Source organism: Seonamhaeicola sp. MEBiC01930 (assembly GCF_045277075.1).
GTDB lineage: Bacteria > Bacteroidota > Bacteroidia > Flavobacteriales > Flavobacteriaceae > Seonamhaeicola.
Genome location: NZ_CP104270.1, coordinates 1,736,400 through 1,759,517 on the forward strand (window position 1 = coordinate 1,736,400; position 23,118 = coordinate 1,759,517).

The following is a 23,118-nucleotide window of genomic DNA, read 5'->3' on the forward strand; positions in this document are numbered from 1 at the left end:
CGGGCTTTCACTACTCGCTCCCTCCTTTGTCGGGGAGCTCAAACAGACCGTTCAATCCCTAACGCATAAAAAACCTCTCAAAGTAAAATAACTTTGAGAGGTTTTTTATATTTACTTTTTACTAAAAATAGAATATGAAATACACTACACTACCCAACACCGATATAAAAGTTAGTAAAATATGCCTAGGCACCATGACCTGGGGAAACCAGAACACCCAAGATGAAGGCTTTGAGCAAATGGATTATGCCTTAGATAAAGGAGTGAATTTCTTTGACACAGCCGAATTATATCCGGTACCAGCCACTGCAGAAACCTATGCCGAAACCGAACGCATCATTGGTAACTGGTTTAAAAAATCTGGGAACAGAGATAAGGTTGTATTGGCAACAAAAATTTGTGGCCCTGGAGATTATACGGCTCATGTTCGTAAAACAGGATATAGTAAAGATGCGCTTAATGAAGCTTTAGAAAACAGTTTAAAACGCTTGAAGACTGATTATATAGATTTATATCAATTACATTGGCCAGAGCGAAAAACCAATTTTTTTGGTCCAAGAGATTATAAACATAATCCCAATGATACTTGGGAAGATAATTTTAATGAAATTCTACAAACTTTAGATGGTTTTATAAAAGCCGGTAAAATTAGAGAAATTGGGATTTCTAACGAAAAGGCATGGGGAACCATGCGCTATTTAGAAGAATCTAAAACCAATAATTTACCTAGAATTAGAACCAAACAGAATGCATATTCATTATTAAACAGAACCTTTGAAGGTGATTTAGCAGAATTATCTATTCGTGAAAATATTGGTCTTTTAGCATATTCACCTTTAGCATCGGGGACGCTTTCAGGAAAATATATTGGAGGCAAAGTACCCAAAAACTCCAGATTTGATTTGTTCCCTAGGTTTGCAGGACGTTATAACAGTCCGCAAGCTTTAGAAGCTACAGAGCAATATTTTAAAATAGCTCAAGACAATGGTTTGTCACTTACTCAAATGTCATTGGCCTTTATAAACCAACAGCCTTTTTTAACGAGCAACATTATTGGAGCAACTAATTTAGAACAACTTGAGGAGAATATAAGTAGTATTGATGTAGATTTAAGTGATGATGTGTTAGAGCAGATTAATGCAGTGCATAATGCTATTCCTAATCCGGCACCATAACAAATTCTTTTGTCTTATACTGAGGGCAGGCGAAGTATCAAAAAGAAACCTTATTTTTATTAGGTAGATAAAACCTAATACAATGAAAACAATTATTGCAGTATTCGTATGCACATTTCTATCATTAGGAATGTATGCTCAAAACATTATTGGCGCTTGGGAAGCTTTTGAAACTTCAGAGAATGGAGATAAAATAAGAAATGTGGTAATTTTTGCAGATGGTTACCAAGTACTTTCTAAATATAATGTAACTACCGGAAAGTTTATTCACACAAACGGTGGTACTTGGAAATTAGAAGGAGATATGATGACAGAAAAAGTGGAGTTCCATACCGATGATGCCGAAAGTGTAGGCACCGAAGTTACTTTTAAAGTTGTTATTACAGAAAATACCATTAAGATTGTGGGTCATGATATGATATTAAAAAGAATTGATGATGGTTCACCTGGAGAACTTCAAGGCGCTTGGTTAATGTCTGGTAGAATAAGAGATGGACAAACCCAAACAAGAGACACCAACAGACCTAGAAAGACTATGAAAATATTATCTGGAACCCAGTTTCAATGGATTGCGTACAATACCGAAACTAAACAATTTATGGGAACCGGTGGCGGTACTTATACTACCATTGATGGCGAATATATCGAGAATATTCAGTTCTTTTCTAGAGACGACTCTAAAGCAGGTTTGAGTCTAAAATTCAACTATGAATTAATTGATGGCAACTGGCATCATTCAGGTTTGTCTAGTAAAGGAAGTCCTATTCATGAAATATGGAGTGTTAGAAATTGATTTAATTGACTTTGTACTAAAAATTTAGCTAACTTCGTTTTGCAACTGATAGGGCTCATTGAAATGTAAATTTAGCTTTGCATTATACAAGATTTAAATGAAACGTAATTTCTTAGTAATTTTTTTAGTTCTAATTTGGAATTTGTCTAGTTCTCAACATTCCGATCGATTTTTGGAACTTGTAAAGGACTTAGAAAAAATTAGATGTAAAACTGACACAACTTATTACAAAAACGGTAATATTTGGTGGATTACGTGCTGGACAACCTATAAGTATAATTCAGAAGAATACTCAATTGGTACAGGCAAAATGATTCAATACTATAAAAACGGTCAAATAGCAAATGAAACTTATATGGATAAATACGGAAATATTTTATCTTGGAATGGTTTTGACAGAAATGGAAACAAAAGCATAGAATCTGTAACCACAAAAATTGATTCTGACGCTGAAAATCTAAAAGAGTTTTTTGACTCCCCTTTGTATATAAAATTTAATAGATACAATCGATTATACAAATGTTCGGGTAAGTTGGGTGTTTGTTATTTGTTTAAAGAAGGAATAAGAGTTAACGGAAAAAAAAGTGGGCTTTGGATAACCTATAATCACAATGGTGAGATTAAAAAGGAAAAGAAACATTAAAAACCGTTAAACAAACCATAGCAAATAAATAGTTGATTTTTATTTTGATATGCTATTTACAGAAAACTGCGTTAGGGATTGCAGCGGCATCCCTTTTTTGAGATTGGCGAAACCAAAATATATTTTGGCTGAAGGTATCGAAGCGAAGCTTTAAAAAAGATATAGAGGAAAGCCTGACCTTAGGTCCTGAACCAAGTTCAGGATAAAGGTAACGCCCAACCCAAAAACAAAAAAGCCTTACTAAACAAATAGTAAGGCTTTTTAAGTTATTTAATTTGATTACCATCTTTATCGAAAAAGTGGTACTCTAAATATGTGTAAGCATCTCTTGGTAAAATTTTAACCCATTTTTTGTGTTCAAAAAACCATTTTGAACGTATAGATGGAAAACCTTTAGTTAAAAAGGCTGCTATAAAAGGATGTGTGTTTAAGGTTACCTTTTTATAGTCTTTGCGAAACAATACTTCAAGATCATGCGTAATTTTTTGTACTAAACCAATGGGTGCTTCTACTTCTGCACCATTAACTCCGTTAGGATTTTCCTCGCGGGTTTTAATGTTCATTTCAGGCCGTACACGCTGTCTTGTTATTTGTATCAGACCAAATTTACTTGGTGGCAATATTTTATGTTTTGCTCTATCATCTTTCATTTCATCACGAAGATGATTGAACAACTTTTGCCTATTGGCCGCATTAGTCATGTCAATAAAATCTACAACAATAATACCTCCCATATCACGTAATCGTAATTGGCGGGCCATTTCAGTTGCCGCAATTAAGTTAACTTCTAATGCTGTTTCCTCTTGATTATTGGCTTTATTAGAACGGTTTCCGCTATTTACATCTATAACATGTAATGCTTCTGTGTGCTCTATTACTAAATAGGCACCTTTAGCCATGGAAACGGTTCTTCCAAAAGAGGTTTTAATTTGTCTTTCTATTCCGAATTTTTCAAAAATTGGAACTTTAGACTGATACAATTTTACTATTGATTCTTTCTTTGGTGCAATTTCTTGCAAGTAATCTTTTACTTGATAATAAAGCGCTTCATCATTAACCGTTATTCCAGTAAAGGAGTCATTAAAAATGTCTCGTAAAATAGACGAGGCTTTGTTCATTTCTCCTAATACTTTACTTGGATGATGGGCTTTATGTAACTTTTTACACATTGCTGTCCAACGACTAAGCAAATTTTGTAAATCTTTATCTAGTTCGGCTACTTTTTTGCCTTGTGCTACGGTACGTACAATAATTCCAAATCCTTGTGGTGTTATACTTTTCACAAGGCGTTTTAAGCGGTCTTTTTCTTCGCGGTCTTCTATTTTTTGTGAAATAGAAATTCGACTAGAAAAAGGTACTAAAACAATATATCTACCAGCAATAGAAAGCTCTGAGCTTATTCTTGGGCCTTTAGTTGATATTGGTTCTTTTACTATTTGTACTAATAGCGATTGATTTGATTTTAAGACATCAACAATTTTTCCGTCTTTATCAATATCTTTTTCAAATGGGAAATTTTTTAAAGAAAAATCTTTAAGCTTACCTGTGCTTACACGTTTTGTGAATTTTAAAAGGGAAGGCAATTTTGGACCTAAATCATGATAATGCAAAAAAGCATCTTTTTCATAACCAACATTAACAAATGCGGCATTTAAACCCGGAACAGTTTTTCTTATTTTGGCTATAAACACATCACCAACAGAAAAATTATTCTCGTCTTCATCCTTTTGTAATTCAATTAGTTTTCCATCTTTTAATAAGGCAAAATCAACAGCATCGGAACTAGATCGAATAATCAATTCTTTATCCATTTAGTTAATTTTTATCCATACTCTATAGTTGCGGCTTTCGGTTAACTTGCAGTTATTAAACTGCTAGCTAAAAGTGAATACTGCAAACTGAAATTGTACAGATGGATTAAACAATATTTTTAGATTACCTAAAATTATTTAAGTAATCTTCACAGGATTTTTAACCCGTGGAGTTCATACTCTATGAACTCATTTCAAAGAACGTTGTTGTTTTTAAACAAAAAAGTAGTTAATCTAACTACTTTTTTGAATTATTTATTCTTTTTGTGACGATTAGCGCGTCTACGTTTTTTACGCTTGTGCGTCGCTACCTTATGTCTTTTACGTTTTTTACCACTTGGCATAAATAGTGTGTTTTTTTAATTAATAATTTATTTTTATTGCCGAATTATATTCAGCATTGTACTGTCAATTACTTAACGTCTACGTTAGTTTTAACCCCCTCAACAAAAACTTTTGCAGGCTTAAATGCAGGGATATTGTGAGCAGGAATTTTAATAGTTGTATTCTTAGAGATATTTCTACCAGTTTTTTCAGCTCTTGTTTTAATAATAAAGCTTCCAAAACCTCTTAAGTATACGTTGTCACCACTTTCTAATGAAGTTTTTACTTCTTCCATAAAAGATTCAACTGTTGCTTGAACATCTCCTTTTTCAATTCCTAATTTCTCAGAAATTTTTGCTACTAAATCAGCCTTCGTCATTTTAAAATTTTATTTTTTTAATTACTATATAATATTTTTAAGGGATGCAAATATAGGAATTAAATATTCAATATTTCAAACCTAATTCATTAAAATTTAAGATTATAAAGGTTTATTTTAGCGCTTTGTCTAAAAACAGTTGATGCAATTTTCAAAATCTTTAACAGGCTGGTATTCAATTAATAAGCGTAATCTTCCTTGGAGGCAAACTAAAGACCCCTATGCGGTATGGCTTTCTGAAATTATTTTACAACAAACACAAGTTAAGCAGGGGTTACCTTATTATGAAGCTTTTTTAAGAGAATTTCCAACTGTATTTAAATTGGCCGAAGCTAATGAGAGTAAGGTGTTAAAACTTTGGCAAGGACTTGGGTATTATTCTAGAGCTAGAAATTTGCATGCTACTTCAAAATATATTGTTAATGAGCTTAGTGGAGTATTCCCTAATACTTATAAAGGTTTATTAACTTTAAAGGGGGTAGGTGATTACACCGCAAGTGCCATAGCATCTATTTGTTATAATGAAGTAACTGCGGTTGTTGATGGTAATGTGTATAGAGTGCTATCTAGGTATTTTGGAATTGATACACCTATTAATTCATCAAAAGGAAGTAAAGAATTTAAAGCTTTAGCACAAGAGTTAATAGATAAGAAGGAGCCTGCCAATTTTAATCAAGCTATTATGGAATTTGGTGCTATTCAATGCAAACCCAAAAATCCAGATTGTAGCTCGTGTCCTATTAGTAATTCTTGTATTGCACTGAATAAAGATAGAATAAATGAATTGCCTGTTAAGATTAAATTAGCTAAAGCAAAAAAGAAGTACTTTAATTTTTTGGTATTTATATCAGCGGATGGTAAAACCATATTGGAGAAACGTGAAGGAAAAGGTATTTGGCAAAATCTCTATCAATTTCCTTTAGTTGAAACGAAAACAGATTTAGATTTTGAGGTCTTTAAAGGTGAAATACAAAAGCATAAGCTTATTGAAAACACACCTTTTGAATTAACCCTTTATAATGAGCAAAGTATAGTACATAAACTATCTCACCAACATTTATATACCAAGTTTTGGATTATAAATGTTGAGAGACTTAAGGTAGCGGGTGTTTCAATTAACAATATACATGGATATGCTGTACCAATTTTAATTGGTAATTTTATTGAAACATTTAACTTTTAGTTAGGGGTTAAAACATAGAATTCAATAGAATACTTTTAGTACCAATCATATTTTTTTATTAATTTTAAAAATGAGTTACAATTAAGTAATTTTGCATACTTAAATAAATTAAAACTATGTCAGGAACATTAAATAAAGTAATGCTAATAGGGCATTTAGGTGATGAGGTGAAAATGCATTATTTTGAAGGAGGAGGATGTATTGGAAGATTTCCTTTGGCAACCAATGAGACTTATACTAATAGACAAACAAATGAGCGTGTTACAAACACAGAATGGCACAATATTGTGGTTAGGAATAAAGGTGCTGAAATCTGCGAAAAGTATTTAAGTAAAGGTGATAAAGTTTATATTGAAGGCCGTTTAAAAACAAGAAAATGGCAGGATGATAATGGTAATGAACGTTACTCTACAGAAATTCAATGTTCAGACTTTACGTTTTTAAGTACTAAAAATGAAAGTGAGCAAAATGCTCAAGCATCGGCAGGTTCTAAATCGGCTATTGCTAATAAAGCAGAGTCAACACCAAGTGATTCTATTGGAGGAGATAATGATGACTTACCGTTTTAATATTTACAAGTCTGTTATTAGGCTTTTTGTATAACTAAAACCAAAGTATTGGACCCTGATCCCACGAGTTTTTTAAGTTTAGTGTTAACAATTGATTTTTCAATTGTTTCCGGATTTGTATTACTGTTTTTACTTTTAATTTGTTCTGCACTAATTTCTGGTGCAGAAGTTGCTCTTTTTTCTCTAACCAAAAACGATATTGAAGATGGTTTAGAGGAAAACTCAAAACGACTACAGCTAGTTTCTGTGCTTTTAGAGCGCCCTAAAAAGTTATTAGCCACAATTTTAGTAGCTAATAACTTCATTAATATTGCTACGGTTATTTTGTTTGCTTATTTGGGAGATTTTATGTTTGGTAATATTATAAACCCCCAAGTAAAGTTTATAGTTGAGGTCATTGTTATCACCTTTTTAATTTTACTTTTTGGTGAGATTTTACCTAAGATTTATGCCAGTAGAAATAATGTAAAGTTTGCTTCATTTATGGCATATCCTTTAAAGATTTTAGATGTGCTGTTTTCACCAATAAGTTTGCCAATGCAAGGTGTAACATTAGCTATTCATAATAAATTAGGTAAACGCAAGTCTAATTTAAGTGTAGATCAATTATCTCAAGCATTAGAACTTACAAGTGAAGATGATACCACTAAGGAAGAACAAAAAATACTTCAAGGTATTGTATCTTTTGGTAACACTGATACCAAACAGGTAATGAGGCCACGTATTGATATTTTTGCATTAAATATTGAGCAGAAATACGCTGAAATTATGCCTGAAATTATTGAAAAAGGGTATTCTAGAATTCCCGTTTATGAAGATAATATAGATCAGATTAAGGGAATTCTATACGTGAAGGATTTATTACCTCACATAAATAAAAAGCAGTTTAATTGGGTGAACTTAATTAAGGAACCATTTTTTGTCCCTGAGAATAAGAAGTTAGATGATTTAATGTCTGAGTTTCAGGAGAAAAAAGTACATTTAGCTGTTGTGGTTGATGAATATGGAGGAACATCTGGTTTAATTTCATTAGAAGATATTATTGAAGAAATTGTAGGAGACATTAGTGATGAGTTTGATGACGAAGACTTACAATACTCAAAACTTGATGAGAACAATTATGTATTTGAAGGTAAGACGGCTTTAAAAGATATTTACAAGATTACTAAAATTGATAATGAAGCTCTTTTTGAAGAAAATAAAGGGGAAGCGGAAACCATTGCAGGTTTTGTTTTAGAAATATCTGGAAGTTTTCCTAAGCTAAATAGTAAAATAAATTTTGAGAATTACGTTTTCACTATAGAATCTTTAGACCGAAAAAGAATAAAACTTGTAAAATTCACTATTATCTAATGAGTCGTTATATTTTACTTTTAATAATAATTGTTTGTGTTTCCTGTGGCGAAGATTACAAGCCAAAACCAAAAGCTTTTTTAAGGTTAGATTATCCAGAGGCAAGGTACAAAAATGCTCTTATAGATGTTCCATTTTCATTTGAGACTAATGTTTTAGCTGAAAAGGTTTCTTTAAAAAAAATGAATGCTTCAACAGAGAGTTATGGTATTAATATAGAATATCCTGATTTAAAAGGAATCATTTTTTTAACGTATAAGGCCATAGACGGAGATAAAAAGAATTTACAAGATTTTTTACGCGATGCTCAAAAGTTTACTTTAGAGCACACAAAGAAAGCTGATGAAATTCCACGATATCCGTATGAAAATAGAAACCAGAAAGCTTATGGTATGCTATCTGAAGTAAAAGGAAATGTGGCTTCGCCTGCTCAGTTTTATATAACGGATAGCGTTAATCACTTTTTAACCGGGTCACTTTATTTTTATGCTAAACCCAATTATGATTCTATTTTACCCGCTGCAAATTATTTGCAAAAAGATATGAGACGTATAATGGAATCCATAACATGGAAATAAAAAGGCTTCCCAATGATGAGAAGCCTATTTTAATAATATTTTATTATATGACTGTTATGCCTGTTTAGCGCAACATGCTTTTTCGCAATCTGCAGCACAAGCCTTTTTCTCCACATCTGTTTTACTGGCACAACATGCTTTTTCACAATCTGCAGCACATGTTTTACTAGTTGAAAAAGCTTCAACTGTCTTCATATCACTAACTTTATACAAGTCCGCTACATTAGTTACAGTTTCTTCTAAATTGGCTGTAGTAACTTTGGCATCATTGTATTCAACCATAGCAAGTTTTCTTTCAAAATCTACTATAGCGGTTTTCACACCTTCCATCTTAGAAATCTTTTTTTCAATGGTTTTAGCACAACCAATTTCACAAGTCATACCGTCAATAGTAAATTCTGCTTTAGCAAAAGTTGCGTTAGGATCAATAGTTTTTGAAGATTCAGTTGCAATTTCAACTGTTTTAACTTCAGGTTTCACTTCGTTTTTACAACTAAAACCAATAGTTGTAATTAATAACAGAGTAAAAATATGTTTAATGATTTTCATAGAATTAGAGTTTAATAGATTTTATACAAAACTACTAAATAATCTGTTAACTGATTATTCAAAATCAGCATCTGTAACCCCTTCATTAATCTTAATGTCTTTCATTTTCATTAATATTGATTGAGGTCCTGATTTTATAGATTGTAAATATGGTATTTGCATATCATTCACCGCAGCATATTCTGAGTATTTTACTATAGAATTAAATGTTTGCCCCTGAGCTTCAACGGTGCTTTCTGTTAGTAATAACAGTCCTGATTTAACACCGTAAAATCTAAAAGAAGATTTCTCTTCTGTGGTTACTTTTATTTTATAAACATCTTCTCCATCAATTGTTGTGATGCTTTCTAAAGCTAAAGCTGAAGCTTCATAATACAATTCTGGGAACAAAGATTTTTCATTTTTCTTCTTAGCTATTTCATTTGCAGTTAAGTCTATTTTTTTTCCTTGTTGTTCTGCATATCCAGTTGCTCCGTTAAACTTTTGCTTCATTAATACACCCATTCCCTGAGCGCTCATTTCTAAAGACTCTTTATTGGGAGTCATTATTTTCAATTCAGCTGTTATAGGAATTGGCACCCCCTCAATAGTTACGTCTGCAGACATAAAGACAGTATTGATTTTTTTTGCTTTTTCTTTTCCTCCAATTGCCTTAAAATAATTATCAATCACCGTTTGTGCATTAATACCCTCGGGAATAGGTTTTGAGAATTCCGGTTTTTCTATTGAGTTTGCGTATTTATCAAAATATTTAATAGGAATTCCTGTTTTTTCAAGATTGGGTATAACATCACTTCCTTTTCCTACTACAAGAATACGTGAGTTATCAATTTTAAAATGTTTATTAGCTGCGCGTTTTATGTCTTCTACCGAAACCGCGTTTACTTTCTCTAGAAAAGTTGCATAGAAATCTTGGGGAAGATCATATAATTTTATGTTTAATGCATACTGAGCCATAGTTTGAGGTTTTTCTAAAGCCATAACAAAGTTTCCTGCATATTGCGCTTTTGTATCTGCAAGTAGTGTTGAATCTACATCTTCAGTTCTTATACGTTTTAATTCTTTTAAAATTTGTACAATAGAACTGTCGGTAACCATATTTCTAACTTTAGCATTTGCTCTAAAACGTGATGCATATTTGCTAGGATTTATTCCCGAATATGAACCATAAGTATAGGCGTGTTTAACTCTTAAGTTCTTGAATAAGTAGCCTGTTGCTCCTCCACCTAAAATACTATTGGCTATTAAAACTGAATGATAATCTGGATCATTCCTTTTTAATTTGGTGGTATTCATAACAGTTACATTTGATTGAACTGCATTAGGCATATCTACAAAATTAATTTGAGTATGCTCAACATTTGGGTTTTCACTTGGAACGGTGTTATCTAAGAGATTAATTGGTTTCTCCCAAGCTCCAAAATATTTTTTAACTTGTTTTTTAATTGTTTTAAAATCAATATCACCAATTATAACCAAATAGGCATTTTCAGGATTAAAATTTTTATGATAAAACGCCTTAACATCATCTAAAGAAATATTATTTAAAGTTTCTTCAGTAATATACTCTCCATAAGGGTGGTGAGCCCCATATGCTAGAGCCAAGGCAACCCTTCCAGCAACAGCATCAACACTTTTTTCGCCAGTTTTAAGACTTTCAATTAGACGGTCTTTTTCTTTATCAAATTCTGTTTCTTCAAATAATGGGTTTACGGTAGCATCTGCCATTAGTTTTAATAAACGATCTGAATATTTAGATAGACCACTTGCAAATCCACCTGAAGCGTTAAAATTTAAATTTGCACCAAGAAAATCTATTTCTTCATTAAATGAATCTTTAGAGATTGAGGTAGTACCGTTTCCAAGAAGTGTCGCTAGTAAATCTGAAACTCCCTTTTTTTCAGCTTGCACAGATGGAATATTGTCTATGGTTAAATTAAATGATACACGGGGTAGTTTATGATTTTCAACTACCATAACTTTTAATCCATTGTTTAACGTGTATTCAACTGGTGTTTGCAGTTGAATTTTTGGAGCTGGTCCTGGTTCTGGTTGTATGGTTCTATCTATTTGTGCATGAAGGCCAACAGAAATAAATAATACACTTATTGTAATAATTAATTTGGTTTTCATTTATATGTTTTTTTAAATTTTATTTTGATTCTGGTAAATACTCAATCACAACTCTTTGATTAGGGTTTAGATATTTCTTTACTGTGGCCTGAATTTCTTCACGAGTTATAGATCTGTAAATATTAATTTCATTGTTTATCAAATTCACATCATCATATAAAAGATAATATTTAGCCAATGAATTCGCAATTCCTTCTACGCTTGCATTAGAATTTACAAATCTATTTTCAAACTTATTTTGAAGTTTTTGATAATCATTTTCAGAGATTAATTCATTTTGCATTTTAATAATTTCTTCGTCAATCTCTAGGAGTAAATTGTTAAGAGTAACCTCTCCTAACGGTAAACCAAAAACAGCATACATGCTATAATCTTTCTGTGCAATATTTATGGCACCAACCTGAAGCGCCATTTTTTTATCATCAACTAATTTTTTATATAATTTAGAGGTTTTACCATCACTTAAATATGCCGAAATCATATCAAAAATATAAGCATCACGCTCTTTAAAACCTGGGGTTCTGTATGCCACAACTGTTCCTAGAATTTGAATATTTGGGTCATAAGCCGTAACTTTTTTTGATTCTGATATTGGTGCTTCTTTTGGAAAATTACGTGTAATTTTCTCTCCTTTCGGTATGGCAGAATAATAGTCTGTTACTAATTTTTTAGTTTTTGAAATATCTATGTCGCCCGCTATAACTACTACCATATTTTGAGGAACATAATAGGTTTTAAAATAACTCTGAAACTCTTCAAGCGAAGCTGCATCAAGGTGACTCATATCTCCAATATTTTTGTACTTATACGGATGAACATCAAACAAGTTTTCTTGTAGAACAAATAAAAACTGACCATATGGGCGGTTATCATATGATGATCTTTTTTCTTCTTTAACAACTTCATTTTGAGTGTCAACAGCCTCTTGGTCAATAATTGGATGTAATAATCGTTCTGAGTCCATCCAAAGTGCAAACTCAAGATTATTTGAAGGGAAGGTTTGATAATAGTAAGTTCTGTCAATAGTAGTATTAGCATTACCTTGACCACCTCTTGCAGCACGCATTTTATACCATTCTCCTTTAGCAATGTTTTTTGTGCTTCCTGAAGCTAAAAGGTGTTCAAAAAAATGAGCAAAACCTGTGCGTTCAGGATTGTTGTTCCCACCTGCATCTTTTCCTCCAGCATCAACCATAAAACCAACGGTTACAACCGGAGCAGTATTGTCTTGATGCATTATAATATGTAATCCGTTATCTAAATCAAATTCTTCAAACGCTACATTTTGTGCATTAGCAATAAAATTTGCTAGTAGAAAAAAGGCGAAGATAATTACTTGTTTTTTCATCCTAAATGGGTTTTATTTATTAAACAACTAGTTGTTTGTCTGGTTTATTTTTGAAATGTTACAGGCAATCAAAAATTAAAAATACGTAAAAGAAAAGTACTACAAAAACAGGTTTATTGTTAACTAATTATTTTTAATTCAGAAATATTCTAAAATTTAAGGGCATATAAAGTTTTTAAAAAAGTCAAATTACTAAAATAATGCAGTTAATTGAATTAAAAATAACCACTTTTGTAAAACCGAAACTACATGTTTGAATGGGAAGAAATATAAAATGGGTTTATTTAATTGTTCTTTCATTAATTTGGGGTAGCTCTTTTATTCTTATTAAAAAGGGATTAATAGGTTTAACTCCAATGCAATTAGGAGCTGTAAGAATTATTTTAACAGGTTTTTTTCTTTTTATAGTTGGGTTTAAGAGCATAAGAACTATTTCTTTAAAAGACTGGAAATGGGTAGTCTTAACTGGTTTATTAGGGACATTTTTCCCGTCCTTTCTTTTTGCTTATGCAGAAACTGAAATAGATAGTTCTATAGCTTCAATACTAAATTCTTTGGTGCCACTAAACACTATTATTATAGGGTTTTTAGTATTTAAAATAAATTCTACTAAGCGTCAGGTACTGGGTGTTTTTATTGGCTTATTAGGTACTGTTATGCTTATTATGAATGGTGTTTCTTTAAATCCAACGCAAAACTATTCGTATGCTTTTTTAGTAATTATTTCTACGTTTATGTATGCCGCAAGTGTGAATATTTTAAAACACCATTTGCAAGCTATGAATGCTTTAACAGTAGCAGTGGGAAATTTTACTGCCATTATAATTCCGGCTATAATTGTTCTAATAAGTACAGGTTTTTTTAAAGAGGAAGTTCTTACTAGTCCCAGCTTAAAACCTGCACTATTATATATGATAGTACTATCATTATTTGGGACTGCCATTGCAAAGGTGCTGTTTAATAAATTAGTCCAAATTGCCACTCCGGTATTTGCTTCTTCAGTGGCTTATCTTATGCCCATTGTGGCTGTTTTTTGGGGACTTTTAGATGGTGAAACCTTTGGTTTTTTTCAAGGAATAGCAACAGTGATAATTCTTATCGGGGTCTATTTGTCACATGAAAGAAAGTCGTAATAGACTGAAATAATTGGAGTTAAATTATTAATTCTCGTTTTTTTTTCCGAAATTTAAGAAAACCCTAACACCAAAAAAAAGATGAAAAAACTAGCTCTCCCCATCAGATTTGGCCTGGTTACTTGTGCAGTTTTAATTGCATATTTTCTAATACTTTCCCTATTTGATAAGCATACAAATCCAGCATTTAGTTTTTTTAATGCACTAATTACAGGTTTTGGTGTTTATGAAGCTGTACGTTTAAATAAACTGCAGTCTGTTAATACGTTTTCTTATACTGAAGGGTTTAAAACGGGTATTACAACTGGGTTCATTGCTACTTTGTTATTTACAGTTTTTTTTCTGCTTTATACCACAGAAGTTCATAGCAACTTTCTACCGGAATTGTTGGAAACTTTTAACGGTACGTTTACGGTTGATATTGGTATGGTAACCTTTATTGTTGCAGTTATGGGTTTAGCAACTTCAGTAGTTGCTACCTTGTCTGTAATGCAGCTTTTCAAGAATAGTAGAAATATTCCTCAAAATCAATAAAACGTTTGTAGTTTAATTAATTAGCAGTATATTTGCACCCGCCTTTGAAGAATCAAAGGTGTTTGTTTAATAGAATTAATTAATAAAAACGTTACGCTATGTACGCAATTGTAGAGATAGCAGGGCATCAATTTAAAGTTGAAAAAGACCAAAAAGTTTTTGTTAACCGTTTACAAACAGAAGAAGGAAAGAAAGTAGCTTTTGATAATGTTCTTCTTGTAGCAGATGGTGACAATGTAACTGTAGGCGCCCCGGCTATAGACGGTGCTCAAGTAGGAGCAAAAGTCGTTAAGCACCTTAAAGGTGATAAAGTAATAGTCTTTAAAAAGAAAAGACGTAAAGGTTACCGAGTTAAAAATGGTCACCGTCAAGCTTTAACAGAAATAGTAATTGAAAGCATTGCTGCTTCGGGAGCAAAAAAAGCTGCTCCAGCGAAGGCTTCAAAAGAAGCACCTAAAGCTGAGGCACCAAAGGTAGAAGCTAAACCAGCTGAGGCTACTCAAGATTTAAGTAAATTAACTGTTGCTGAATTAAAAGAATTAGCTAAGGCAAAAGGAGTTTCAGGAATTTCTTCTATGAAGAAAGCTGAGCTAATTGCTGCGTTAAGTTAGTATAACAATATAAAATCGAAATAAAATGGCACATAAAAAAGGAGTCGGAAGTTCGAAAAACGGTAGAGAATCAGAATCGAAACGCTTAGGTGTTAAGATATTTGGTGGTCAAGCAGCAATAGCTGGAAACATTATCGTAAGACAAAGAGGAAATACGCACCACCCAGGTGAAAACGTTTACTCTTCTAAAGATCATACATTACATGCCCAAGTTGATGGTATTGTAAAGTTCACTAAGAAAAAAGACAATAAATCATATGTATCTATAGAGCCATTTGAAGCTTAAGAAATAAGATTTATTAAAAAAATAAGCCCTTTCTGGAAACAGAAAGGGTTTTTTTAGGGCTAATTTTAAGTGTTTTCTAAACTTATATTAAATGTTAAATAAATATAAACCATAGGTTTTTTCTTTCATGATTATAACATTATCTTAAAATTTATTTAATAAGCTTACTAGACTCGTTTTGTTATTTCGCTGATATAATTAACTAATTAATCATGAAAAAACAATATGTAATTTTATTCTTTGCCTTGGTAATTTCTGTTTTGGGTTTCGCACAAAATGGGAATATTCAAGGTACAGTTATTGATGAAAAGGGGTTGGCGGTTCCATTCGCAAATGTTTTAATAGAAACTATAAATAAAGGCGTTATCTCTGATGCTGATGGAAAATTTCTTTTTGTAAATGTACCTTCGGGTAATCAAACCCTTAAAGTAATGTACTTAGGGTATTCTGACACAGAAACTAATGTTGACGTAACTGAAGGCGAAACCGTTTCTACTAATATAATAATTGAACCTAAAGCTCTTGAGCTTGATGGGGTTGTTATTAACGGTTATAACAGTGGGCAAGCAAAAGCACTTAATGCTCAGAAAAACAAACAGAATATAACTAATGTTGTGTCTACAGACCAAATAGGTAAGTTTCCTGATGCAAATATAGGAGATGCTGTTAAAAGAATTCCGGGTATTACTATGCAAGTAGACCAAGGTGAAGCTCGAAATATTATTGTAAGAGGTTTAGCACCTCAGTTAAATTCTGTAACATTAAATGGGAGTAGAGTGCCATCTGCTGAAGGTGATAATAGAAATGTTCAGATGGATTTAATTCCAGCTGATATGATTCAGTTAATTGAGGTGAATAAAGCCTTAACACCAGACATGGATGCTGATGCTTTAGGTGGTTCAGTTAACTTGGTTACAAGATCATCTCCAAATGGATTCAGAGTTGCGGCAACTTTAGGTTCTGGAGCAAACACTATAACTAATTCAAGAATTTTAAACGGGTCTTTTTTAGTTGGAGATAAGTCTAATGATGGGAAATTTGGTTGGATGTTATCAGCCTCTATTAATGATAATGATTTTGGATCTGACAATATTGAAGCCGAATGGACAGATGAATTTGAATATAATTCGGGTGAAGTAGACAATGAGGGAGAGCCAATATTAGAAGAAATTGATGTAAATCCGTATACAAATGTATTTGAACAACGTACTTATTTAGTGCAACGTATAAGAAGAAGTTTTTCAGCTAATTTAGATTATGCTTTGAACGCCAACAATAAGGTGTTTTTAAAAACAATGTATAACTGGAGAGATGATCGTGAAAACCGTTATAGATTGGAGTACGAAATTTTAGATGGTGAAGATATTGGAATTGACGATTTTACAATTACTGATGGCGTACCAACAATGTTTCCTGCAGAAGCTAAAAGACAAACTAAAGGAGGTATTGACAATGATAGAAATAAAAACACCCGTTTAGAAGATCAACGTATGCAGAACTATAGTTTAGGTGGAGAACACTTATTAGGAAAACTAGAGTTCGATTGGTTAGCATCTTATGCCAAGGCTTCTGAAGAGCGTTTAAATGAGCGCTATATTGAGTATGAAGCTGAATACATTGTAAATAACGATAATTCTAATAGTGAATTTCCAAATTTTACTGTGGCCAATGCTGGAGATGGTAATATTAATGATTTCGAACTTGGTGAAATCACAGAAGAAAATCAATATACTGAAGAAGAAGATTTTAACTTTTTTGCAAACTTTAAATTACCTGTAAACCTTTTGGGTGATAACGGTTCCTTAAAATTTGGGGTTAGAGCTAAGCTTAAGAACAAAACAAGAGATAATAATTTCTATGAACTAGAGCCTTTAGGAGATTTATCAGCAGTTAGATTTATAGATCAAAGTGACAGTAATTATTTGGCAGGAAGCCAATATGCAGCTGGTCTTTTTGTAGATCCTGAGTATTTAGGAGAGTTAGATTTATCAAACGAATCTTTATTTGATATATCAGATGTTCCAGATGAATACCTTAGAGCGAATTTTGATGTTGAAGAAAAAGTTTATGCTGCTTATGCTATGATTGATGAAAAATTATCAGATAAATTTAGTGTATTAGCAGGTGTTAGAGTAGAAAGTACTAAAACTCAAGCAACAGGTAATCAAATTGAAGATGAAGAAAATGTATTAGGAACTATTACAGAAGAGAAAGATTATGTTAATATTTTACCTGGTATACATTTTAAATACAACTTAACAGATAATACCGTTTTACGTTTAGCATGGACAAATACTTTGGCAAGACCTAACTATCAAGATCTTGTTCCTAGTATAGATGTTGTTAATGATGATGAGGAAATATTTTTAGGAAACCCAGATTTAAGTGCAACAAAATCTATGAATTTTGATTTAATGGCTGAGCATTATTTTAAAAATGTAGGTATTATTTCGGGCGGGGTTTTTCATAAACAAATAACAGACTTTATTTATACCTTTCAGTTTGAAGATTCGGCAACAGGTTTTGATGCTTTTCAGCCGCAAAATGGTGATGATGCCACTATTACAGGTGCAGAGGTGTCTTTTCAACGTCAATTAGATTTTTTACCAGGTTTTGCTAAGAACTTTAGTATATTTTTAAACTACACATACTTAACTTCTAGTGCAGATGGCATAAGAAATGAAGATGGTGATGAGCGACCAGAATTAGATTTACCAGGTACATCTCCAAATATGTTTAACGGGTCGTTAGCATATGGTGGTGAAAAATTAAATTTACGTTTATCAGCTAATTTTTCTGACGCTTATATAGATGAAATAGGTGGTAATGCATTTGAAGATAGGTATTATGATGAACAATTCTTTTTAGATTTTAATGCATCATTGACATTGAATGATAATTTAAGAGTGTATTTCGATTTAAATAATATTACAGACCAACCATTACGTTATTACCAAGGTGTCAAAAATAGAACAATGCAGGCTGAGTACTACGGAAGACGTATTACTTTTGGTCTGAAGTATGATTTATTTAAAGGAAACAAATAATATAGATGAATAGAATTTTTATTATAGTTGGATTATTGTTAGTGTCATGTGGTAAAATGTTGCCTGTAATTGCCCCTGAAATTATTACAGAAAAGACTTTGCATGATACTGATGATCCTGCTATATGGATAAACAAAAACGATGCTTCTAAGAGCATCGTTTTTGGTACAGATAAAGAGACAGAAGGTGCTATCTACGCCTTTAATTTAGATGGTAAAATCATAGAAGAGAAAACCATTAGAGGCTTAAAAAGGCCTAATAATATAGATTTAGAATATGGTTTTAAATTAAATGATTCTACTAGTGTTGATATCATTGCCTTTACGGAAAGAGAGCGTCAACAAATCCGCTTATTTTCTGTTCCAGATATGAAACCATTAGATAATGGTGGCTTTCCTGTTTTTGAAGACGAAACAATGCCAGAAGCCAATTTACCTATGGGAATTGCTTTGTATAAGTCACCTAAAACAGATAATGTTTTTGCTATAGTAGGGAGAAAAACAGGACCAAAAGAGGGGTATTTATATCAATATAAATTAGAAGTAGATAGTCTGGGAGTTCATACTAATTTGGTTAGGAAGTTTGGTGAATTTAGTGGAAAGAAAGAAATAGAAGCTATTGCGGTTGATGATAAAAATGAGATTGTTTATTATTCTGATGAAGGGCATTGTATTAGAAAATATCATGCAGAACCTTCAAAAGAGAATAATGAGATATTTTGTTTTGGAGGCGAGTATTTTAAGGAAGATATTGAAGGTATAGCCATAGCACATTACCCCAACCAATCATTTTTAATTGTGTCTAATCAACAAGCTGGTACTTTTAATGTTTTTGATGTAAAAACCAATGAATTTGTAAAAGAAGTTAATTTGGGTACAACAGAAACTGATGGTTGTGAGGTGGTAACTTCTGGTCTAGGAGATAAATTTCCTAACGGTTTGTTTGTGAGTATGAATGATGATAAAACTTTCTTTTTTCACGATTTAGGAAAACTTGGTTTAATGGAGTGATTTCTATATTTTATTAAGATGAGAAGTCCTTTTCTGTAACAGATAAGGGCTTTTTTTGCTTTTTAGGTAATGATGGATTACACTTTAATTGAAAATATTCATATAATTTGCTTATTTATTCTTACTAAGGATTGTAAGTAGATATAAATATAATTCTTAACTTGTTCACTCATGAATAAATTAAAGTCACTAGAAAGAGTTTAAAATGATTTTTAGTGACATAAATTAGAAAATATACTAATGGAATATTATAGAAACGAAAGTGACGCTTTTATAAGACTTGAACCTGGTGACTTTTTGATGAAATCTTTGATGGAATTTGCGAAATTGGAAAATATCGATTTTGCTATAATTAGTTCTGGCGTGGGAATGCTAGAAGGAATTGAAATGGGCTGGTTTTGTGTAAATAATAATGATTATGATAAATATACTATTGCGGGTACTTATGATTTAAGCTCTATTTCTGGGAATATATCACTTTTCAATGGAAATCCTCATCCGCATATCCATATTGTAGCCAATCATCCTGATTTTGAAACTCTTTCTGGGCATTTAATTGATTGTAGATGTCATATAACTATGGAAATCGGATTGCGTATTTTTGATAATGAGGCCTTAACTAGAAAAACGAAAGAAGGTGTTCCAGCTTCTTTTATCACCAAAAAGTAATGCGGTTAAGAACAGAGAAATCCAATCAACTTAGTGCAAGTATTTTGTTCTTTATAGGTTCTGTGCTTGGGTTAATGTTGATGGTATTACCGTTTTTTATGGAATTTAAAAAACATGAAATTACCCAAGAACTTTCCAATTTAATTAGCTCATTTGGATCCATATTGTTTTCTACTCTTGGAATCGCCTCATATCTATCTCACAAATCCCAAAAAGAGTTTCTGAATCATACAGAGAATATGCTGGAAAGTTTTTTTGATGATGCCTTAGAAAGTAGTGTAAAGTATGGGTTTGTTGGGATTACAGACAGATTAAGTTTTGAGGACTTCTTAAATGAATGTAGAGAAGGAGATAAGGTATACTGGTTGGATACTTATGCTCCTGGTTATGTTCAATGGTTGTCTTTGTTGGAAAGTAAAGCAAATAATGGAGTCAAATTCCACTTTTTAGTATTAAACCCCCAGAATAAAGACTTGTGTAATTTAAGAGCAAAAGAAATTGGAGGAAGATATGAAGAAGCTTTTAATGAAGAGTTAAAACGATTCACTATTGATTTGCATAATATTTCTATGAAAATAAAAGGAAAGGGAAAGTTAGATATTAGGTTGTATGATGACTTGCTAGCAAATCCTTTTTATATTAACGAAAGAAAAAGAGAGAAAGATTATGCTTTAAGTAGTTTTTATTTGAGAGCAGCCTCGGGAACTCATTTTCCTCATTTGAAGTGGATAGATAATGGAGGAGATAGCTTTGTAAGAACTTTAAAGCAATATTATAAATGGAAGTGGGATGAATCAATTGAAATTGATGATTATTATATAGACAGTTTAAAAAAAACGGAGTCTCTTATTAAAGATGTTTAGGTTTAATTGAGATTCCTCCATTGAACATTAGGCATAAATTAAATTTAATAAGATTTTTTCTATTGACTTGAATTAAAGAATTTATTAAATTAGACTAATTATATTAGTGGCATTATTTTTTCACATATAAAAGGCTTTAGGTATGTTACCATTTAGATCAGAAATCAGAAACTCCCCAACGCAGCCTACAATAAAGATTTTTTTAGGTGATGTGACATTAGACACACGAATAAAAAAACACTTAGAACATTTTGAAGAGATTGAGTCTATTGAAATCAGAAAGAGTGTAGAACGAAACAGGGTAGATGAAAATCTTACCATTTTTCTAAAGGCTGATGCCGATTTCAATAAAATGAAATCATCTATAGATTCTAGTTTATGGTGGTATTTTGAAGGAGAATACGAAGAAAAGGGTGTGTAAAATCCTTTAAGCAGATTATGGCTTTAATAAGCTGTAATCTATTATGCACTATATTTTGCAAGTTGTCGTTAAAGTTTTATGAATAGATCTTTAACGACAATTTTTTTATTATTGATTTTAAGTGGGTGTAAGTATCAAGAAAAAAAAACATCTCAGATATTTGAGCAGGTAAATTCTAAAAATAAGACTGTAACAAATGAAGACTTGCTAGATAGTGTTAAGTTAGGAATCAATTTCAAGCCTAATCAGAATTATTCAGCTTTAAAGCGCACTATATTAAGTGATAAAGTACATTTTAAAAATCAATTTAGTACGCACCCTGAAAAAACAATTGATTCAGTATCAAAATATTTATACCATAAATTAGTAAATGAATTAGTTCCGCATTGGTATAATACTACTTGGGATTTTAATGGGTATACTAATATTCCTAAAGAGGGAGATATTGCCTGCGGTTATTTTGTATCAACAACTTTGAAACATTTAGGTTTTAACTTAAACAGATATAAAATGGCTCAACAAGCTGGGTTAAATGAGGCAAAAACATTACAGGAAAATTCCAAGCTAAAAGTTTTTTCAAATCTTAGTTTTAAGAGCTTAAAAAATAAGCTTAATACAAGTTATAATGATGGTATATTCTTTGTAGGTTTAGATAACCATGTGGGGTATGTGTTAATTAAAGGAAAGGAGATTTATTTTTTGCATTCTAGTTACTATGACGATAAGGTGATGATTGAATTAGCAGAATATTCACCATGTTTTGAGTCTAATATTTATGTTTTTGCCGAAATTACAACCAATAAAGTTTTGGTTAAGAAATGGATTTTAAATGAAAAATTAGAAGTACCAAACACTTAATGAAGAAATTACTATTTGTAGCATTTTTGTTTGTAAAAATAGGTTTTAGCCAATCTAATTCTGAGCCAAAAACTATTCATGTTTTTGTTGCGCTTTGTGATAATAAAAACCAAGGTATTGTGCCTGTTCCCGAAAAATTGGGTAATGGTCAGAATCCAATGAATAATTTATATTGGGGCGCTTTATATGGTGTTAAAAGCTATTTAAAAAGAAGTAAGGGTTGGGTGTTAATTTCAGTAAAGAAAGCCCCAAAATCACAAGTTTTAGAACGTATTTTATTTAAACATAATTCAAGCAACACCTATTTGTTGGCAGATGCTTATGATGGGAAGTATATTAAACAGTCAATAACAGATTTTTTAGTAGCTACTGCAGGAAGAAATTCGGAAACTGTTTTAAGTGGAGATAATAATTTAATGTTTGGAGGGCAATCAAGTTTGTTAGCTTATGTAGGGCATGATGGTCTTATGGAGTTTGATGTTTCAGGAAGTTTTAACCCTTTAAACCAAAATAAACGAGATGCCATTATTTTAGCTTGTGTAAGTAAAACCTATTTTAAACCTTACTTAGCTGTAACAAAAGCAAATCCGTTGCTTTGGTCAACTGGATTAATGTCTCCAGAGGCCTATACTTTAAAATCAGCAATTGATGGTTGGATATTAAATGAAACCGATTTACAAATTAAAGAACGCGCTTCTCAGGCTTATCATAAATACCAAAAATGTGGTATTAATGGTGCTAGACGTTTACTGGTAACCGGAAATTAATTTTACAACAATAATGGTGAAAAGAATTATGTATCGGTAAGTCTTAAAAAGACTTACCGATACAATTTATTATGTTTTGGA

23 protein-coding genes are annotated in these 23,118 nt (G+C 31.8%); 18 read left to right on the top strand and 5 right to left on the bottom strand.

Annotated elements, in window-relative coordinates; translation table 11 throughout:
* Positions 1 to 134 precede the first annotated feature (134 nt).
* From N1F78_RS07515 to N1F78_RS07525, 3 genes are all read left to right on the top strand, one after another.
* Positions 135 to 1,175: an aldo/keto reductase gene (locus N1F78_RS07515; protein WP_406685558.1), complete on the top strand. Its 1,041-nt coding sequence runs from the start codon at positions 135 to 137 to the stop codon at positions 1,173 to 1,175.
* An 82-nt stretch (positions 1,176 to 1,257) separates the two neighbouring features.
* Entirely contained in the window at positions 1,258 to 1,968 is a 711-nt protein-coding gene (locus N1F78_RS07520; RefSeq protein WP_406685559.1) for a membrane or secreted protein, read from the top strand.
* A 97-nt stretch (positions 1,969 to 2,065) separates the two neighbouring features.
* Positions 2,066 to 2,611 carry a hypothetical protein gene (locus N1F78_RS07525; RefSeq protein ID WP_406685560.1) on the top strand — a complete coding sequence of 182 codons (546 nt, stop codon included), beginning with the start codon at positions 2,066 to 2,068 and terminating at the stop codon, positions 2,609 to 2,611.
* Positions 2,612 to 2,877: 266 nt separating this feature from the next.
* On the opposite strand, the gene N1F78_RS07530 is transcribed toward N1F78_RS07525, so the two are convergent.
* Together N1F78_RS07530 and N1F78_RS07535 are read right to left on the bottom strand one after the other, a co-directional pair.
* Positions 2,878 to 4,422 carry an Rne/Rng family ribonuclease gene (locus N1F78_RS07530; RefSeq protein WP_406685561.1) on the bottom strand — a complete coding sequence of 515 codons (1,545 nt, stop codon included), beginning with the start codon at positions 4,420 to 4,422 and terminating at the stop codon, positions 2,878 to 2,880.
* Positions 4,423 to 4,834: 412 nt separating this feature from the next.
* Positions 4,835 to 5,125, bottom strand: a complete 291-nt coding sequence (locus N1F78_RS07535; RefSeq protein ID WP_076698473.1) for an HU family DNA-binding protein — start codon at positions 5,123 to 5,125, stop codon at positions 4,835 to 4,837.
* A 142-nt stretch (positions 5,126 to 5,267) separates the two neighbouring features.
* On the opposite strand from N1F78_RS07535, the gene mutY reads away from it, so the two are divergent.
* From mutY to gldD, 4 genes are all read left to right on the top strand, one after another.
* Complete coding sequence (gene mutY / locus N1F78_RS07540) at positions 5,268 to 6,308, top strand: A/G-specific adenine glycosylase (protein ID WP_406685562.1); 1,041 nt, start codon at positions 5,268 to 5,270, stop codon at positions 6,306 to 6,308.
* A 116-nt stretch (positions 6,309 to 6,424) separates the two neighbouring features.
* Positions 6,425 to 6,877 (top strand): single-stranded DNA-binding protein, encoded by a 453-nt coding sequence (locus N1F78_RS07545; RefSeq protein ID WP_406685563.1) that lies wholly within the window; start codon positions 6,425 to 6,427, stop codon positions 6,875 to 6,877.
* Between the two features lie 48 nt (positions 6,878 to 6,925).
* The gene (locus N1F78_RS07550) at positions 6,926 to 8,230 is read left to right on the top strand and encodes a gliding motility-associated protein GldE (RefSeq protein WP_406685564.1); all 1,305 of its coding nucleotides are present in this window, start codon (positions 6,926 to 6,928) and stop codon (positions 8,228 to 8,230) included.
* On the top strand, positions 8,230 to 8,808 hold the full coding sequence (gene gldD, locus N1F78_RS07555) for a gliding motility lipoprotein GldD (RefSeq protein ID WP_406685565.1): 579 nt from the start codon (positions 8,230 to 8,232) through the stop codon (positions 8,806 to 8,808). The genes N1F78_RS07550 and gldD overlap by 1 nt, the downstream gene beginning before the upstream one ends.
* Before the next feature lie 54 nt (positions 8,809 to 8,862).
* Here the strand turns inward: gldD and N1F78_RS07560 are convergent, their stop codons facing one another.
* The 3 genes from N1F78_RS07560 to N1F78_RS07570 are packed head-to-tail and all read right to left on the bottom strand — an operon-like array spanning position 8,863 to position 12,838.
* Positions 8,863 to 9,357, bottom strand: a complete 495-nt coding sequence (locus N1F78_RS07560) for a heavy-metal-associated domain-containing protein (RefSeq protein WP_406685566.1) — start codon at positions 9,355 to 9,357, stop codon at positions 8,863 to 8,865.
* Positions 9,358 to 9,411: 54 nt separating this feature from the next.
* Entirely contained in the window at positions 9,412 to 11,490 is a 2,079-nt protein-coding gene (locus N1F78_RS07565; protein WP_406685567.1) for a M16 family metallopeptidase, read from the bottom strand.
* Between the two features lie 19 nt (positions 11,491 to 11,509).
* On the bottom strand, positions 11,510 to 12,838 hold the full coding sequence (locus N1F78_RS07570; protein WP_406685568.1) for a M16 family metallopeptidase: 1,329 nt from the start codon (positions 12,836 to 12,838) through the stop codon (positions 11,510 to 11,512).
* Positions 12,839 to 13,095: 257 nt separating this feature from the next.
* On the opposite strand from N1F78_RS07570, the gene N1F78_RS07575 reads away from it, so the two are divergent.
* The 11 genes from N1F78_RS07575 (at position 13,096) to N1F78_RS07625 (ending at position 23,037) form a co-directional block, all read left to right on the top strand.
* On the top strand, positions 13,096 to 13,971 hold the full coding sequence (locus tag N1F78_RS07575) for a DMT family transporter (protein WP_406685569.1): 876 nt from the start codon (positions 13,096 to 13,098) through the stop codon (positions 13,969 to 13,971).
* An 81-nt stretch (positions 13,972 to 14,052) separates the two neighbouring features.
* On the top strand, positions 14,053 to 14,505 hold the full coding sequence (locus N1F78_RS07580; protein WP_406685570.1) for a DUF4199 domain-containing protein: 453 nt from the start codon (positions 14,053 to 14,055) through the stop codon (positions 14,503 to 14,505).
* Positions 14,506 to 14,603: 98 nt separating this feature from the next.
* The gene (gene rplU, locus N1F78_RS07585; protein ID WP_406685571.1) at positions 14,604 to 15,116 is read left to right on the top strand and encodes a 50S ribosomal protein L21; all 513 of its coding nucleotides are present in this window, start codon (positions 14,604 to 14,606) and stop codon (positions 15,114 to 15,116) included.
* 25 nt (positions 15,117 to 15,141) lie between these two features.
* Positions 15,142 to 15,402 (top strand): 50S ribosomal protein L27, encoded by a 261-nt coding sequence (gene rpmA, locus N1F78_RS07590; RefSeq protein WP_406685572.1) that lies wholly within the window; start codon positions 15,142 to 15,144, stop codon positions 15,400 to 15,402.
* Positions 15,403 to 15,614: 212 nt separating this feature from the next.
* Positions 15,615 to 18,449 (top strand): TonB-dependent receptor, encoded by a 2,835-nt coding sequence (locus N1F78_RS07595; RefSeq protein ID WP_406685573.1) that lies wholly within the window; start codon positions 15,615 to 15,617, stop codon positions 18,447 to 18,449.
* Between the two features lie 5 nt (positions 18,450 to 18,454).
* On the top strand, positions 18,455 to 19,459 hold the full coding sequence (locus N1F78_RS07600) for a phytase (RefSeq protein WP_406685574.1): 1,005 nt from the start codon (positions 18,455 to 18,457) through the stop codon (positions 19,457 to 19,459).
* Positions 19,460 to 19,699: 240 nt separating this feature from the next.
* The gene (locus N1F78_RS07605) at positions 19,700 to 20,128 is read left to right on the top strand and encodes a PPC domain-containing DNA-binding protein (RefSeq protein ID WP_406685575.1); all 429 of its coding nucleotides are present in this window, start codon (positions 19,700 to 19,702) and stop codon (positions 20,126 to 20,128) included.
* On the top strand, positions 20,128 to 20,991 hold the full coding sequence (locus N1F78_RS07610; RefSeq protein WP_406685576.1) for a hypothetical protein: 864 nt from the start codon (positions 20,128 to 20,130) through the stop codon (positions 20,989 to 20,991). The genes N1F78_RS07605 and N1F78_RS07610 overlap by 1 nt, the downstream gene beginning before the upstream one ends.
* A gap of 142 nt (positions 20,992 to 21,133) precedes the next feature.
* Entirely contained in the window at positions 21,134 to 21,412 is a 279-nt protein-coding gene (locus N1F78_RS07615) for a hypothetical protein (protein WP_406685577.1), read from the top strand.
* Between the two features lie 78 nt (positions 21,413 to 21,490).
* Positions 21,491 to 22,270: a hypothetical protein gene (locus N1F78_RS07620; RefSeq protein ID WP_406685578.1), complete on the top strand. Its 780-nt coding sequence runs from the start codon at positions 21,491 to 21,493 to the stop codon at positions 22,268 to 22,270.
* Positions 22,270 to 23,037: a hypothetical protein gene (locus tag N1F78_RS07625; RefSeq protein WP_406685579.1), complete on the top strand. Its 768-nt coding sequence runs from the start codon at positions 22,270 to 22,272 to the stop codon at positions 23,035 to 23,037. Before N1F78_RS07620 ends, N1F78_RS07625 begins: the two co-directional genes overlap by 1 nt.
* Positions 23,038 to 23,118: the final 81 nt, after the last annotated feature.